Source organism: Opitutus sp. (assembly GCA_024998815.1).
Lineage (GTDB): Bacteria > Verrucomicrobiota > Verrucomicrobiia > Opitutales > Opitutaceae > Rariglobus.
In genome coordinates, this window is the sequence record JACEUQ010000001.1 from 1,068,791 (window position 1) to 1,083,669 (window position 14,879).

The following is a 14,879-nucleotide window of genomic DNA, read 5'->3' on the forward strand; positions in this document are numbered from 1 at the left end:
ATTTTTCACCCAATGACCCTTAACGACATCCCCGCGTTCAACGCCGGACTCAACGCCTTCGCCACAGTACTCATCACTGCGGGCTTCATCTGCATCAAAACCGGCCGCAAAATTGCGCACCGCGCCTGCATGCTGGCGGCCGGAGTCGTCTCGGCTATTTTCTTGGTCGGCTACATCGGCCACAAAATCCTCAAGGGCATGGCGGTGGGCGCCGGCGAGGCAGTCCACACCCAGTTCGGCGGCGAAGGTCCCATCCGCACGGTTTATTTCGTGATGCTCATCAGCCACATTCTGCTGGCGATCAGCATCGCCTACTTGGTACCCAAGACGTTTGCCCTCGCCCTCAAAGGCGATTTCGAGCGCCACCGCAAATGGGCCCGCGTGGTCTTCCCCATTTGGTATTACGTGAGCATCACCGGTGTATTGGTTTACTTCTTCCTCTACCAATGGTGGCCCTCGACCCCATAAAACCGACCTGCAGCTGTGCTTCACCGGCCACATCGTTTGCTTATGCTGTTCAGCATGTGAGTTTATGGCTTGAAATGCCCCGCTGCTTGCGGACGCTGACTCGAATTATTGATTTTTTTTCCAACTGTTTGACTCGACCGCCCTCCCGACTTTTCGACAAATGACCTTAACGTCTATTTATCAGTTCATTAAACACCGTGCCCTTCCCTGCGCGGCCGTTTCTGTTGTACCGCTGTTCACCGGCGGGTGGTTCAACTGGCTCACAGGCCCCCAATCCACCTTCGATACGCATGGTCCGGTCGCGCGCTCGCAGCTCGATGTTTTTTACGTCACATGCTGGGTAACCGGCATCACCTTTGTGATCGTTGCTAGCATCTTGGCTTATGCCATGATCCGGTTCCGCGCCCGCAAAACCGATGACCCCAAGGCACTCCCGCCTGACCCTGGCCATGGCAACCCGCTTATCGAGCTCAGCCTCATCGGCCTGTCCGTGCTCGCCCTAGTTTTTATCGCGGTGCCCACGCTCAAAGCCATCTGGTACACTTACGACGTACCAGCCGAACAAAAAGCCAACGCCTACGAAGTCACCGCAACCGGCCTCCAGTGGTGGTTCCGCTTCGACTACCCCAAGGAGCAGATCGACGGGGTCGGTACCCTCTCGACCGCCAACGAATTGGTCATCCCTGCCGGTCGCCCCGTGCGCGTTAACCTCCGCACCGCTGACGTCATTCACTCATTCTGGGTTCCAAAACTCGCCGGCAAGGTCGACATGATTCCCAACCGCGGCAACCACCTTTGGTTGCAGGCTGACGCCCCCGGATATTTCTGGGGCCAATGCGCTGAGTTCTGTGGCGAATCCCACGCTGTCATGCGTTTCCGCGTGATCGCCTTGGCCGAAGCCGACTTCGCCGCTTGGGTCGCCCACCAAAAGAGCGCTGCTCGCAGCGTGCCCGCCGATGCAACTCCCGCGTCGCCTCCCGCTGCTCCTTACGCCTACACCAATCCAGGTCGTAACGCCCCAGGTTATACCGCCGAATTCGACGCCAATCCGTTTGAAGGCTGGAAAAAACAACAGGTGATCAACGCTGGCGAAAATCCCGCAGCCATTGCTCAAGGTCGCCAAATTTTTCAACAAAAAGGCTGCGTCACCTGCCACGCCGTGCGTGGTAACGAAGGCCTGGGCGTAACGGGTCCCGATCTGACACACGTGGGCTCGCGCAGCACTATTGCCGCCGGTCTCTTGGAAAACAACCAGGTTAACCTCCATCATTGGCTTACCCACCCCAACGAGCTTAAACCCGGTAACAAGATGTATGTGGGTGTTCCTACCGGTGGCGGCAACGTCATGGCTGGGTACCTCAACATCGACCGCGCGACCGGTGAAACCACCGGCCACAACATCGTGGTCAGCGACGACGAAGCCCGTAGCCTCGTCGCCTACCTACACAGCCTGAAGTAAACTTTTCAATTTAACGAACGCCGCCGCCACCATGTCTGCCCAATCCCAAACCCAATCCGCCGGCCACGCTGGCCACGCCGCCGCTCCCGTGGAGAAGCGTTCCTGGCTACTCACCCGTCCCACTGCCAAGACCGGTATCATCAGCTGGTTAACCACCGTGGACCACAAGAAGATCGGCCTGCTCTACGGCATGTCCGCGCTGTTTTTTTTCCTGGTCGGAGGGTTCGAGGCGCTGCTAATCCGCCTGCAACTCGCGGTGCCCAACAACACCCTCATCTCGCACCAGCTCTACAACGAGCTGTTCACGATGCATGCCACCACCATGATCTTCCTGGCGGTCATGCCCCTGTCGGCGGCGTTTTTCAACTACATGATGCCACTGCAGATCGGTGCCCGCGACGTCGCCTTCCCGCGGCTCAACGGCTTCGCCTTCTGGGTGTTTTTGGTCGGGGCCATCGTCCTGAACATCGGCTGGTTTGTTAAATCCGGAGCACCCGACGCAGGCTGGTTCGGGTACGCACCACTCACCTCGACTGCCTACTCCAACCAGTTCGCCAAAGACATGTCCACCGACCTGTGGGTCATGGGCCTGCAAATCTTGGGTGTTTCCTCTGTGGTCGGCTCACTCAACTTCATTGTGACCATCATCAACATGCGCGCGCCCGGCATGACCATGATGCGCCTTCCGGTGTTCACCTGGATGACGTTGATCACCGCCTTCCTCATCATCCTGTCGTTCCCCGCCATAACCATCGCTCTCGTCGAGTTGATGATGGACCGCTCGTTCGGCACCAGTTTCTTTGACGTTTCCAACGGCGGTTTACCGATCCTGTGGCAGCACTTGTTCTGGATCTTCGGTCATCCTGAGGTGTACATCTTAATTCTTCCCGCGATGGGCATCGTTTCGGAAATTCTCCCAACCTTCGCGCGTAAGCCGCTCTTCGGCTACCCGATCATCGTGTTCTCGGGTGCCACCATCGGGTTCCTTGGTTTCGGCGTATGGTCGCACCACATGTTCACCACCGGCATGGGTACGGTTGCAACTGCCGCCTTCTCGTTGCTAACGATGGCGATTGCGGTTCCCACGGGTGTTAAAATGTTCAACTGGATCGGCACCCTCTGGGGTGGCACGCTGCGCATGACGACTCCAATGATGTTCGCACTCGGATTCTTGTGGATGTTCATGATGGGCGGCTTCTCCGGCGTGATGCACTCTGCCGCACCGGCGGATGCCCAACAGCAGGACAGTTACTTCGTGGTGGCCCACTTCCATTACGTGCTAATCGGCGGCTCTGTTTTCGCCCTTTTGGCAGGTATCCAGTACTGGTTCCCCCTGATCTTCGGCCGCAAAGTTTCGGAAGCCTGGGGCAAGACGTCGTTCTGGGTCATTTTCGCGGGCTTTAACATCACGTTCTTCCCGATGCATTTTCTGGGTTTGAACGGCATGCCCCGCCGCACTGCGGTTTACGACGGCAACATGGGCTGGAATGAGGCAAACATGATAGCTACCATCGGCGCGTTGATCCTCGGTGTTGGCGTGGCAATCTACTTCTGCGTAATGGTTTATACCTATTTTAAGGGTGAAAAAACCACCCACGACGAGTGGGGTGCGCGCACTTTGGAGTGGACCGTGCCGAGCACGCCCCCGCCCGAGCACAACTTCGATGTTATCCCAACTGTTCATGCCCGCGACGCCTTCTGGTATGAGAAAACCCACGTTGAGCAGACCGCCAAGGACAAGGCTGCGAGCGCTCTGGCTGAGCAATCCCACGGCGGCATCCACATGCCCAGCCAATCCTGGTTTCCGCTGGTGGCCGCTATCGGCCTGTTGATTGGAGCAATCTTCTTTGTTAACCACATCATGATCGGTGCCATCGCCGGCGGCGTTGTGATGTTCCTCGGTGTTTACCTCTGGGCCGCAGAAGGCCCAGGCGGTTACCACATCCACCTCGACGACAAAAACTCGAAGAAACACTGATCCTCCCCAAGGCTGGTATCTGTATAGTGGCATTATATTAACGCCCTAAATGGAAACCAGCCCGACAACTTTATTTCACTTTTTTAGCCAATGAGCACACACGCGGCCGCCGGGGCCATTGATCACCACCACGACCACACCACCACGACCGGCATTCCCAACAAGAAGCTGTTCATGTGGGCGTTTCTCGCATCGGACTGTATGTTTTTCGGCGCGCTCATTTCGACGCACCTGATTTACCGTCTTCACCCTACACCCAACCAGCCCGACATTCTAGGCCTGTTCTCCCTTGAACTGACGTCGTTCTCGACGTTCATCCTGCTCATGTCGTCGCTGCTGATGGCGTTGGCGGTTAACACCTGCCAAAAAGGCAAAGTCGGCGCTACCCGTAAGATGCTGCTCGGCACCATCGTCTTCGGCCTGATCTTCCTAGCCTGCCAAGTCTACGAATTCAGTCACTTCGTGCATGCGAAAGGCCTCACGCTCAACAGCAGCATGTTTGGCTCCACCTTCTATACCTTAACTGGTACCCACGGCTGCCACGTAGCCATTGGTGTATTATGGCTGGTGCTCATGTATATTCGCACGTTCAAACCGGCTGACGGCAGCCCGTGGATTCTCAAGTCCGTCATTCACCTGCTTGTTTTCGCTGTCGTGACGGTCGCTTCAATCAAAGCGCTGTTGGGCGGCGTTCACGCGATCCAAGACCATGGTGCCACCGCCGAGGCCTTCTCGACTCTGCTGCACCACGAACTGCCAGCACTCATTGCCACCGCAGTGGGTTTGATTGCACTGGTTGTATTGGCTCGCCCTAGCAAAGCAGTCGAATTTGGCGAGGCCAATGCGGTCGATGTGGAGTCCATGGGGCTTTACTGGCATTTTGTTGATATCGTTTGGATCGTGATCTTCACCGTCGTATACTTGCTCGAATACCTTTGATTAATTTGCCCATGAGCGCCCCCATCCAATCCTCCGTTTCGGCTGACCACGGTCATACCGAGAGCAGCAAGTTTCATATTTTTGTTCAGCTTGCCATGATTCTCGCCGTTATCACCGGTGTGGAGATCGTGTTGATCTACCTGCCACTGGTTAAATGGTTGATTGTCAGCAGCCTTGTCATCCTCTCGGTGGTGAAGTTCATGCTGGTGATCTTCGTCTTCATGCACCTGAAATGGGACAAACTTTTCTGCACGATCCTGTTCTTTATTGGGTTGATACTTGCCGCCGGCACAGTAGCGGCTCTGATGGCTATTTTTTCAGCAACAGACAGCGTTCCGCTAAAAGCCTTAGAAATCTACGCAGAGAAAGCGCAGGCCGCAAAATAAGCGGTGCAGACGACAATAAAAAGGCGGCTCCATTGAGAGCCGCCTTTTTTATACCCACCAATAAAGGAATGCATGGCTTGATACCATGTTCTACGTTGCCAACACAATTTAATCACTAATCATCCCTTCATCATGAATCAAAACATCAAAGGCATCCTCAAATACTACATACAGCCGACTGTATTATGTATTGGGCTGGCCTACGCACTCGGCTCCACCCCGTGGATTCAAAGACTGGACTATGTACCACTCGATCTCATCACCCAATATCGGGTGCGCTATCAAAAACCAGCTGACCCAAGGGTAGTGACTATTGGTATTGATGATGGCAGTATCGAATATAACGGCCGCTGGCCTTGGGACCGTACCGTACATGCCAAGTTTTCGGAAAGTATCTCATTTGGTAAACCGGCCTGCGTATCATGGGATATTTTATTTCCTGAAAAATCCAAAAACGAAAAAGACGACACAGCATTTCAAGAGGCCGCCGCTAAACTCAATGGGAGAATGGTATTCAGTGCCTACCATGAAGACGTAGATCCGCGCCAGGACCCACTGATTGAAGCCTCCAATCAACCGATACTTCGAATCGAGGGCGATTTAACCCAACTGCCGAGTGCGGGGTTTGCCATGCGCCCGATCACTAAACTGCAATCGGTGGGGTTAACCGCGTTTGCCGACACCCCTCCCAGTGCGGACGGAGTACGCCGTCACGTGCCAATGTTGCAAAACATAAACGGCCGAATTCAGCCCAGTTTATCCCTGCAAACCTTAATGGTTTATGGCCAGCTCGAGCCCAGTCAGGTACGCGTAGTTTTGGGGGAGGCCATTTATCTGGAAGGCACGTCATTTCGCCGGAAAATCCCAATTGATAAAGCAGGGCGTTATTTAATTAATTACCGCTTTGCGTTCGAGGGTGCCCAAGATGCCGAAACCATTTTGGGGTATTCAGCGATAACCTATGGCTACCATCAACAATATCAGCAAAACGACCCACAGGAAGGACTGCCTTCGGTCAAAGACAAGATCCTGCTTGTGGGGCAGATTGCGACAGGATTAAGCGACATGGGATTAACCCCTTACGGGGCTGAAACTCCTCTCGTCCTAGTGCATGCCAACGCAATCGATAATATTCTCAACGAGGACTACTCGACCTATATAGCTAACTGGAAAGTGCTAATTGCAACTTTGGCCGTTGGGTTAAGCGGCATGATTTTATTCAGTAAAAAATCACTCAAGCGAAAGGCTGTTTTTGCCTTGGGTGTGCCGACGATCTACCTTGGGATCGGTTTCTTTTGCTGGACCTTTTGGAGCATCTGGCTCCCCCTGATTTGGCCACTGGTTGGCTTTGGTAGTTTGCAGGTTTTTATGATTGTGCGACAATTAATTAATGAACAACGCGCCGCACAACGCATCAAAGGCATGTTCGGTACCTATGTATCACCGGAACTCGTCAATCGAATGATCAACTCAGGTCAATCACCTGAACTGGGTGGCCACCAGGAAGAAATCACCGCCTACTTCTCAGATATTCAGGGATTCTCCGGTTTTTCCGAAAAACTTTCGCCAGCCCAACTCGTGGTATTAATGAATGAATACCTCAGCGCCTGTACTAATATTATTCAAGAAGAAGGCGGTACGTTGGATAAATACATCGGTGATGCAGTAGTCGCCATGTTTGGCGCCCCCCTACCGCTTCCTGACCATGCCCTGCGCGCCTGCGTTGCCAGCCAGCGCATCCATATTAAGCTGCTTGAGCTTCGAGAAATATGGAAATCTCACGGGCACACCTGGCCCCAAATCGTGCTAGAGATGCAATCGCGTATCGGACTCAATAGCGGGCCTGTAATCGTTGGCAATATGGGCAGCACCACGCGTTTCAACTACACGATGATGGGTGATAATGTGAACCTCGCGGCCCGTATGGAGTCCGGCGCTAAAAGTTGGGGTGTTTATTCAATGTGCACGGATGCCACCAAAAATGCCTGTGAAGAACATGGAGGCGACCGGGTCGTTTTCCGCGCTCTTGGCAGAATCGTGGTCAAGGGCCGCTCCACCGCAGTGCCCATTTTTGAAATCGTAGGTCTCAAGGAAGCCGTCTCCGAGACTACGCGGCAATGCCTGCGTATCTTTGAGCAAGCTTTGGCGCTACACTACAAACGTGATTGGGATGGTTCGCTGGCGCTGTTGCGACAAAGCGCGTCACTGGAGCCCAATCAACCTGGTGTTACTGCGGGCGTCACCAGTAACCCATCGCTTATCTATATTGATATCGTTCAACGGTACCAAGTTTCACCGCCGCCTGCGGACTGGGACGGAGAATACGTGATGTCGGTTAAATAAGGGTACCAAAATCAACATATAAAAAATCCGTGGCTGAAATGAGTTCAGTCACGGATTTTTGATGTTTTGACATGACGACACACAGGAGTCTCAAAAAAATTCCCTAAAAAGAGCATATAAGCGAACGGCAGGGTGATTAGCCCACCATTCTAATTAGAGCCTGTCCCGAAAGCATAAAAACCTAGCAGTGAACTATTAGCATAAGTTTAATGATGCCTAAAGAGGGGTAATTCCCTGGTTTTGGTCAAAAAAAAGCCGCTATAATCGGCCATGAAGTCAAAACCCGTATCCGCCACCTCGGCCATTGCCCTGCAACGCTGGTTGCGTCCGGCGCTAACGCCAGTCGGTGCCAATAAAGATTACGCCGAGTTTCGCCAGCAATTGGAAGGACTCGACGCGTTGTTGCGTGGCAGCCACTTGGAGACGATGGCGATGGACTTTGCCAAGGCGGGGGCAGGCCAAGCCAGTGTCGCACAACTACGCCAGCGTATGGAGTTTGCGCTCAAAGCGTTACGCTTTGAAGTGTTGCGGGTGCATTTGGGCAACATATCCTTTCGCGAGCTTTCCCGTAGCATTGCCTCAAGTGATTTACTGGCGGATTTTTGCGGTGTTCGCACGCTTGAGGGAATCAAGGGGGCGTCCAAAAGTGTGCTGGAGCGGGCCTCGAAGTTTTTCACCGCCGAACAGGTGCGCTGGATGGGGCAAGTGTTGGTGGAGATGTGCGGCGAGAAGGATCGCGCCACTGAACTCGGGTTGAGCGCGCCGCTGGACATGGATGTTTGCCTCATCGACGGCACGTGCTTGGAGACCAACATCCACTTCCCGGTGGACTGGGTGCTGTTGCGTGATGTGTCCAAGACTTTGCTCAAGGCCATGATTTTAATCCGCCGCGCTGGACTGCTCCACCGTATGCCTGAAGAGCCGGAGTGCTTTGCCAAGCAGATGAACAAGTTGTGCATGTCAATGACCCACGCAGGCCGCCGCAACGACGCCAAGCGCGCGCGTAAACAGATCCTGCGCAAGATGAAGACGCTGTTACGCACGATCGGAGAACATGCCCGCCGCCACCGCGACCTGTTGGCGCAGAAGTATAGCCAAACCCATTACAGCCAACGCCAAACCAAGCGGATAACCACCCGCATCGACGCTATGCTCGGCCAACTGCCCGCCGTCATCAAGCAGGCCCACGAGCGCATCATCGGCGGACGCCCGGTGCCCAACGACCAAAAGATCCTCAGCGTGCATGAACTTGATGTGAACGTACTGGTTCGCGGCAAAGCAGGGAGCCAAGTCGAGTTTGGCAACTCGTTGCTGTTGAGCGAGGCGCTCTCCGGTTTAATCACCGACTGGCAACTCTACCAGGGCGCGGCTCCGGCAGAATGGTGCCAACTCGAGGAAAGCCTGGCGCGGCAGAACCGCTTTGACCTGAGTGCGCCGATTAGCGCGGTCGGCACCGACCGCGGCTTCGCCACCAAAAAAACTTCCGCAATGCTCAAGCAACAAGACGTTTACGATGCGGTATGCCCGCGTGATCCGCACGCGCTCAAGGAGCGTTTGAGCGAAAAACGCTTCGCCCAATTGCAGCGGCGCCGTTCGGCGACCGAAGCGCGCATTGCGATCCTCAAACAACGCCTCGGCGGACGCTTGCGCTGTAAAGGGTTTGCCAACCGCTACCGTTCGGTGGGTTGGAGTGTACTCGGTCACAACCTCTGGCTGGTGTCACGAATCCTTGCCGAGGAAATAACACTTCCGCTGGCCGCTTAATTCAATTTTCCGGCAAAAATGTGAATAACCCTGGGGCTCGCCCCGGCTTTGCCGTACCTTACTACCGCGCTTGGGGGCGGGAAAAATCGATTCGGGCCGCCGTTTAACGTCGCTGGGGTGATTCGTGCCACCTCGTTCGCCCGCAATCCCAATGGACCTCTGCGCACTTTTTAAAAATCCGGAAATTTGGGACAGGCTCTAATTAGCGATAAAGTGCCGTTGTCGGAGTCAGTGTGAGCACGTTATATTGGCGGATTGCCAAGCGCCACCACTCTGCCAACGCAGAACTGGGCTGCTTCCACAATTCCTCGTGGAGAAGAATCATCGACTCCGCATCGAGCAAGAGGGCTAGTTTCTCTTTCGTTGTTAGCTGAGCGGGGCCTTCGCTCAATAAGCGCTGACGCAAAGTGACAAACCAATCCCGGGACTCCTCGCTTGGACGCCGCTGGCGCAACATAGCCACATGCACTGCATTTACATACGGGTCTAGTACAGCCTGAAGAAGACCATAGTCGTTACGTAAAACCTCGATTGGGCGCATGTGCTTATAACATTCAACCAAGTTCTGGGTCAAGCGACTCAACTCATGGGGCGGCTGAGTTTCTTCCGGTGTGAGAAATACCCCCAACTTACGAGCTCTTTGTCCGAGGGAGTTTTTGCTCAGTATAATCGAAACTGGAATGGACAACACCAATCCTGCAAGCACGGGGCTCAGCCACCAGAAGAAGGCAGGCAGCAATATAAACGATGATACCCCCCAAACCAGTCCGAATAAGGCTTGGCCACCGTGAGTGATAATTGCTTCTCGCCAGTCAGTACCATCTTCGGCCCCACGGCGTTGGGTGACCCACGAAACCCCCTGACCCAGCAAAATTGAGAGCACAAATTTACTATTAAACATCATATGCACGGGGGCCAACAAGCCGGAGCAAATGATCTCCATCAATGCAGATAAAACCAACGCCCCCCGGCCGCCAAATTTAGCGGCATCCGAGGACTTTTGCATGACTGTCACCACACTAATGATCTTGGGAAGAAACAAGAGAAGCATGGTGAAAATGAAGAGTATAAACGCTTCAGGGATTTCAAGAATATGGCCAAACACCCGCGTATAAGTCTCGAACGCGACCGCGCCCGTAACCGGGGAGAGCACCTGATTAAACACGTGTATGGTGCTAAACACGAGGAATAGAAGCCAAAGCGGACAGGAAACATAGGCCATCACACCCATCAAAAGATGAAACCGGTTGGCAGGCCGGAATCCACGAGCGGCAATTAACCAGGCGTGCTGAAGGTTTCCCTGGCACCAACGCCGATCACGTTTGGCACTATCAATCAGAGTGGGTGGGCCCTCTTCATAGGTGCCCTCAATGTCATGCGCTAGCCAAACCTGCCAACCCGCCTTGCGCATGAGTGCAGCCTCAACAAAGTCATGCGAAAGGATGCGACCGCCGAATGGCTCAGTGCCAGGCAGGTCGGGCAATGCGCAATGGTCAATGAAGGGTTGTACACGAATAATCGCGTTGTGCCCCCAATAATTGCCATCCTGCTGCTGCCAATAATTTAAGCCCGCCAAAAAAATCGGACTATAGAGTCGATTGGCGAACTGCTGCATACGCGCATAGAGCGACTCGCCGTAAGCTAGACGTGGGGCGGTTTGAATCAAACCAGCCTGCGGGTTTTTCTCCATCATAGCCACCAGTTTAACGATGGCCTCGCCGGTCATGATCGAGTCAGCATCAAGCACCAACATATAGCGGTAGCGCTTGCCCCAACGGCGAAGAAAATCAGCCACATTACCCGATTTTTTATTAATTTGATGACGGCGCTTACGGTAGAAAATCCGCCCGAAGCCATTCACCTGCTTACACAATTCAACCCAAGCGATTTCCTCTTGGATCCATTGGTTGGGTTTATTGGAATCGCTAAGAATAAAAAAATCGAAGTGCTCGTTTTTTTTGGTCTCCTGCAAAGAGCGGTAAATGACGCGTAAACCTTCGAATACCCGACTGACGTCTTCATTGAATACCGGCATCACAATCGCCGTGCTGGCCAACGGCACATCCTCATGATCCCAATCCACTGTACGCGTGATACACTGGCGATCCCCCCCACGATTGATCACATACAGGCCTAGCATTGCGGTGACAAAACCCACTGCAATCTGCGCGAATAAAATCACGAACAGCACCAAGAGAACCCACTCGATGCCGTTTATCTTGTCATTACGCCACAACAGATCGGCCATGAACCAAGTGGCAATGCTGGTCAGCAACAGCACGGTTGAATAAAACCACGCCCTGCGTCTAGAAAGGCGCTTTTGACTGATGAATTGATGCAGAGTCGGAGACGGGGATTTCATACGCTTTTAGCGTGTAACAAAGAAGATACCAAGCAGGGCCCCGAGGAATAAGGCCCACAGCAAAACCATACGCAGCAAAGGCCATTTCTCCATCCGTTCCAGCGTCTCGCCGGCCGCCTCAGTGATCGTACCGAGGTCGATGTCACGCGGCACCATGCTCGAAACGGTCATGTCAGGCCCGGCTTTGATCGAACTGGCGAGCATGGTGGTGGCGAAGTCAGCGGGAATATTACTCCGATCGAGAAATGCATACGGCCACTGCTGAGGACCATCGCAAAGCAGCATCGCCACGCGACCATCGATCGCAATGCGTTGATGTTCACGATCCTTAATTCCGAGAACATCAGCAAACCACTGGTCCATCATTTCCTCAACTGCCTCGGCTGCCAGAGTGGTTGGATCGAGGACCGGGTTCTCGGCGTGACGTTGTGCGGCACGCTCTAAAACAGCCTGAATTAAGCGACTCTGGTGAAGTCGGTTATGAATTCGGTGCGCACGCAGGTAGTCTTCCACCCGTACATACGCCGCATTCCATGCTTCCATCGTCCCTGTGAGGGGACGGAACGTCGACAAGGGCTGGTCTATGGAGTCCATAGATAGCTCCACGTTTCGGAAAGAATGTGGGGAGGCTTTTTAAGGGAGCAGCGAAGTTCGACCGGTCGACCAGAGCCGTCGGGCTTGATCGCAAAGGCGGCGCGCCAACTCCCATTATAGGGATTTTTTTCTAGGCTCTTATGAACTAATTTCGCCCCTACGCCTACCTCGACCTCGGCATCAATATCGGGCAGTGGGCGTTGATTGATTAAATAAGTACCGGTGAAATCCACCCAAAAACGGACCAAGTCAGACTCTTGTGTAGCGGAGCGCCCGCTGCGTGTTGCGGTAACATAACCAGCAGGAGGCGTGCGTGCACCGGGCTTACCCTCTTGGAACCAATGCAATTTATATTCAGCAAGTACAGGCTCACCCAAAGGCGGAAGTTTAGCCGGAACCCAAAAAGCCACTATATTGTCTTCGGTTTCATTCGGGGTGGGCAACTCAACCAACCGAACGTCACCAGGGCCCCAAGCCCCAATCGGCTCAACCCAGATACTCGGGCGCTCATGATAATGAGCCTCCAAATCCTCGTAAGAAGAAAAACTACGGTCGCGCTGGACCAAACCGAAACCCTTTGGATTTTCATCACCAAGAGCTGCTACGCGGACGGACTTAGGATTGGTGAGCGGCCTCCAGAGCCATTCGCCATTCCCACGCTGCATCAGTAAACCATCCGAATCATGCACCTCGGGACGCAGGTCATCGTTTTTATGGGACCCGTTTTCACCAAACCAGAACATGCTCGTCAAAGGCGCCACACCGAAAACGGTCACATCCTTGCGTCGATAAATCGCACTCTTGACCTCCATCACCGTGGCATCGCCAGGGGTGATGATAAAGCGAAATGCCCCGCTCACGCTCACGCTGTCCATCAGGGCGTAAACGGTAATCGACTTTGATTTAGCTAAAGGGCGCTCAATCCAAAACTCTTCAAACACGGGAAACTCCTCGCCGCCAGGCTCGGCGGTGTTGAGGGCCAAGCCGCGTGCCGAAAGACCGTAGCGCATGCCCTTACCCAAGGCGCGGAAGTAGCTCGCGCCTTGAAATACCGCCAACTCGTCGAGGTACTCGTTGTTATTAAGCGCGGTGTGTATCCGGAAACCGGTGAATCCCATGTCGCCCGGGATACTACCAAGATCCTTATTGGCACCAAAGTTAAACAGATCCTTGTCATACTTGATCATGTCAACTTGGCCGTTCATCACCTCGGAGATGAGCACGGTACGGTTGTAAATGAATCCGGGATGGAAAAACTGGAGCTGGAAGGGAAGGCGCTCACGCCGTCCCCAAGCCTCGTTGGGATTAAAGCGCAGGTCGCGGTACTGGTCGTACGAAAGCTTGCGCAAGGCCTCTGGCACCCGATTGGGTCGTTCGGCGAAGGGCTTGGAAGCAAGCACTTTGGCTCGATATTGCAGCACCTCGAAGTCGAACGGTACATCGTTCGCTCGGCTGGCGGTGCCACCCAATACAGTAAGGCTAATCCCCAAAAGTAGGAGTCGTTTCATTTGTCTAAGAAATAGGCATGTTGCTTAGCCGTGATCGTCAGTCCAGCACGTTCCATGACTTTGAGGAGATCTTCCCAGGTCGCGCGCTTAGCCTTACGTGCTGCCGTGGGCCCGGATGTTTCCTGCCGCAGCAAATAACTGGGGTGATAACTCACGATCAACGGTTTACCCAAAAAATTTTTCCACTGCCCGCGGACCTCAGGCAAGGTTTTGAAACTGCTCGCGCCAAGCAGACCTCGCGCAGCCGTTGCCCCCAAAACCACGATAAGATCGGGTTTAACCACTTCGATTTGAGCGCGCAAAAACGGTAAGCTAAACGCCATTTCCTCCGCCGTGAGGTCGCGGTTGGCGACCTGCTCCATGCCCGCTGCGGTCGGGGTCTGCGGACGCCACGCCATGAGATTAACGATGTAGACGTCCTCACGCTTGAGGCCCATCGCCAGAATCATCTTGGTCAGTAATTGGCCTGCTGGCCCAAAAAACGGCTCACCTTGCACCTCTTCTTCAGGCCCCGGCGCATCGCCCACAAAGAGGATTTTGGCGTCGAGCGACCCCACGCCGAACACGACTTTTTTACCTGGCCGCACATTCGCAAGGCAGACCGGGTGGTTGAGAACCTGCTCGCGCAACCAAGCCCAGCGCGTTGCTTTGTCGCCAGCGGGAAGGTTCACGACGGGCGGGGGCGGAAGCAAGGGGGCCGGCGCAGGCTTAACTTTAATCGGCGTCGTCGGTGCAGACGCCGCCAGGGGTGCGGACATGGGCGCCGCCGCGGGAGCTGGGGACTGCGCAGGCGCGGTTCTCGCGGTTGCCACAGGCGGATTAACCGCTGCGGCTGTCGGTGAAAACTCGCGCACGGCTGATCCCGAAGCGGACGCAGCCTTCGACGGGACTTGCGGCTTAACGGGTTCAACCAAAACAGGGTAACCCACCGCCGCGCCCAACGACTTGGCGGCCCGCGCCGCCACCACGTTGCGCAATGCCGCAAGGCTCTCCGCCGAGACCGAAACCGTCGAAACACCTGTGGTTTTCAGGCGCTTAAGTTCTTCCGTCAGTGCTGTGAGCGCGGTGCGCATGTGGG

The 14,879-nt window shown here is 54.5% G+C and carries 11 protein-coding genes; 7 read left to right on the forward strand and 4 right to left on the reverse strand.

What is annotated here, in order from left to right:
* Window positions 1-12: 12 nt before the first annotated feature.
* The 7 genes from H2170_04635 (at window position 13) to H2170_04665 (ending at window position 9,337) form a co-directional block, all read left to right on the forward strand.
* The gene (locus H2170_04635; GenBank protein MCS6299373.1) at window positions 13-468 is read left to right on the forward strand and encodes a DUF420 domain-containing protein; all 456 of its coding nucleotides are present in this window, start codon (window positions 13-15) and stop codon (window positions 466-468) included.
* Between the two features lie 160 nt (window positions 469-628).
* Window positions 629-1,927: a cytochrome c oxidase subunit II gene (gene coxB, locus H2170_04640; GenBank protein MCS6299374.1), complete on the forward strand. Its 1,299-nt coding sequence runs from the start codon at window positions 629-631 to the stop codon at window positions 1,925-1,927.
* A 31-nt stretch (window positions 1,928-1,958) separates the two neighbouring features.
* The gene (gene ctaD, locus H2170_04645; protein ID MCS6299375.1) at window positions 1,959-3,905 is read left to right on the forward strand and encodes a cytochrome c oxidase subunit I; all 1,947 of its coding nucleotides are present in this window, start codon (window positions 1,959-1,961) and stop codon (window positions 3,903-3,905) included.
* 90 nt (window positions 3,906-3,995) lie between these two features.
* Window positions 3,996-4,844, forward strand: coding sequence for a heme-copper oxidase subunit III (locus tag H2170_04650; protein ID MCS6299376.1), 849 nt, complete (start codon window positions 3,996-3,998; stop codon window positions 4,842-4,844).
* Window positions 4,845-4,855: 11 nt separating this feature from the next.
* Window positions 4,856-5,230, forward strand: coding sequence for a cytochrome C oxidase subunit IV family protein (locus H2170_04655; protein ID MCS6299377.1), 375 nt, complete (start codon window positions 4,856-4,858; stop codon window positions 5,228-5,230).
* Window positions 5,231-5,362: 132 nt separating this feature from the next.
* Window positions 5,363-7,573 (forward strand): adenylate/guanylate cyclase domain-containing protein, encoded by a 2,211-nt coding sequence (locus tag H2170_04660; protein MCS6299378.1) that lies wholly within the window; start codon window positions 5,363-5,365, stop codon window positions 7,571-7,573.
* A 270-nt stretch (window positions 7,574-7,843) separates the two neighbouring features.
* The gene (locus H2170_04665; protein MCS6299379.1) at window positions 7,844-9,337 is read left to right on the forward strand and encodes a hypothetical protein; all 1,494 of its coding nucleotides are present in this window, start codon (window positions 7,844-7,846) and stop codon (window positions 9,335-9,337) included.
* A 202-nt stretch (window positions 9,338-9,539) separates the two neighbouring features.
* Here H2170_04665 and mdoH read toward each other — a convergent pair whose 3' ends face one another.
* The 4 genes from mdoH to H2170_04685 are packed head-to-tail and all read right to left on the reverse strand — an operon-like array spanning window position 9,540 to window position 14,874.
* Entirely contained in the window at window positions 9,540-11,699 is a 2,160-nt protein-coding gene (gene mdoH / locus H2170_04670) for a glucans biosynthesis glucosyltransferase MdoH (protein MCS6299380.1), read from the reverse strand.
* 6 nt (window positions 11,700-11,705) lie between these two features.
* A complete protein-coding gene (locus H2170_04675) occupies window positions 11,706-12,293 on the reverse strand; it encodes a hypothetical protein (GenBank protein MCS6299381.1) in 588 nt (195 codons plus the stop codon).
* Complete coding sequence (locus tag H2170_04680; protein ID MCS6299382.1) at window positions 12,281-13,801, reverse strand: glucan biosynthesis protein; 1,521 nt, start codon at window positions 13,799-13,801, stop codon at window positions 12,281-12,283. The genes H2170_04675 and H2170_04680 overlap by 13 nt, the downstream gene beginning before the upstream one ends.
* Entirely contained in the window at window positions 13,798-14,874 is a 1,077-nt protein-coding gene (locus H2170_04685; protein ID MCS6299383.1) for a uracil-DNA glycosylase, read from the reverse strand. Before H2170_04685 ends, H2170_04680 begins: the two co-directional genes overlap by 4 nt.
* Between the last annotated feature and the right edge of the window lie 5 nt (window positions 14,875-14,879).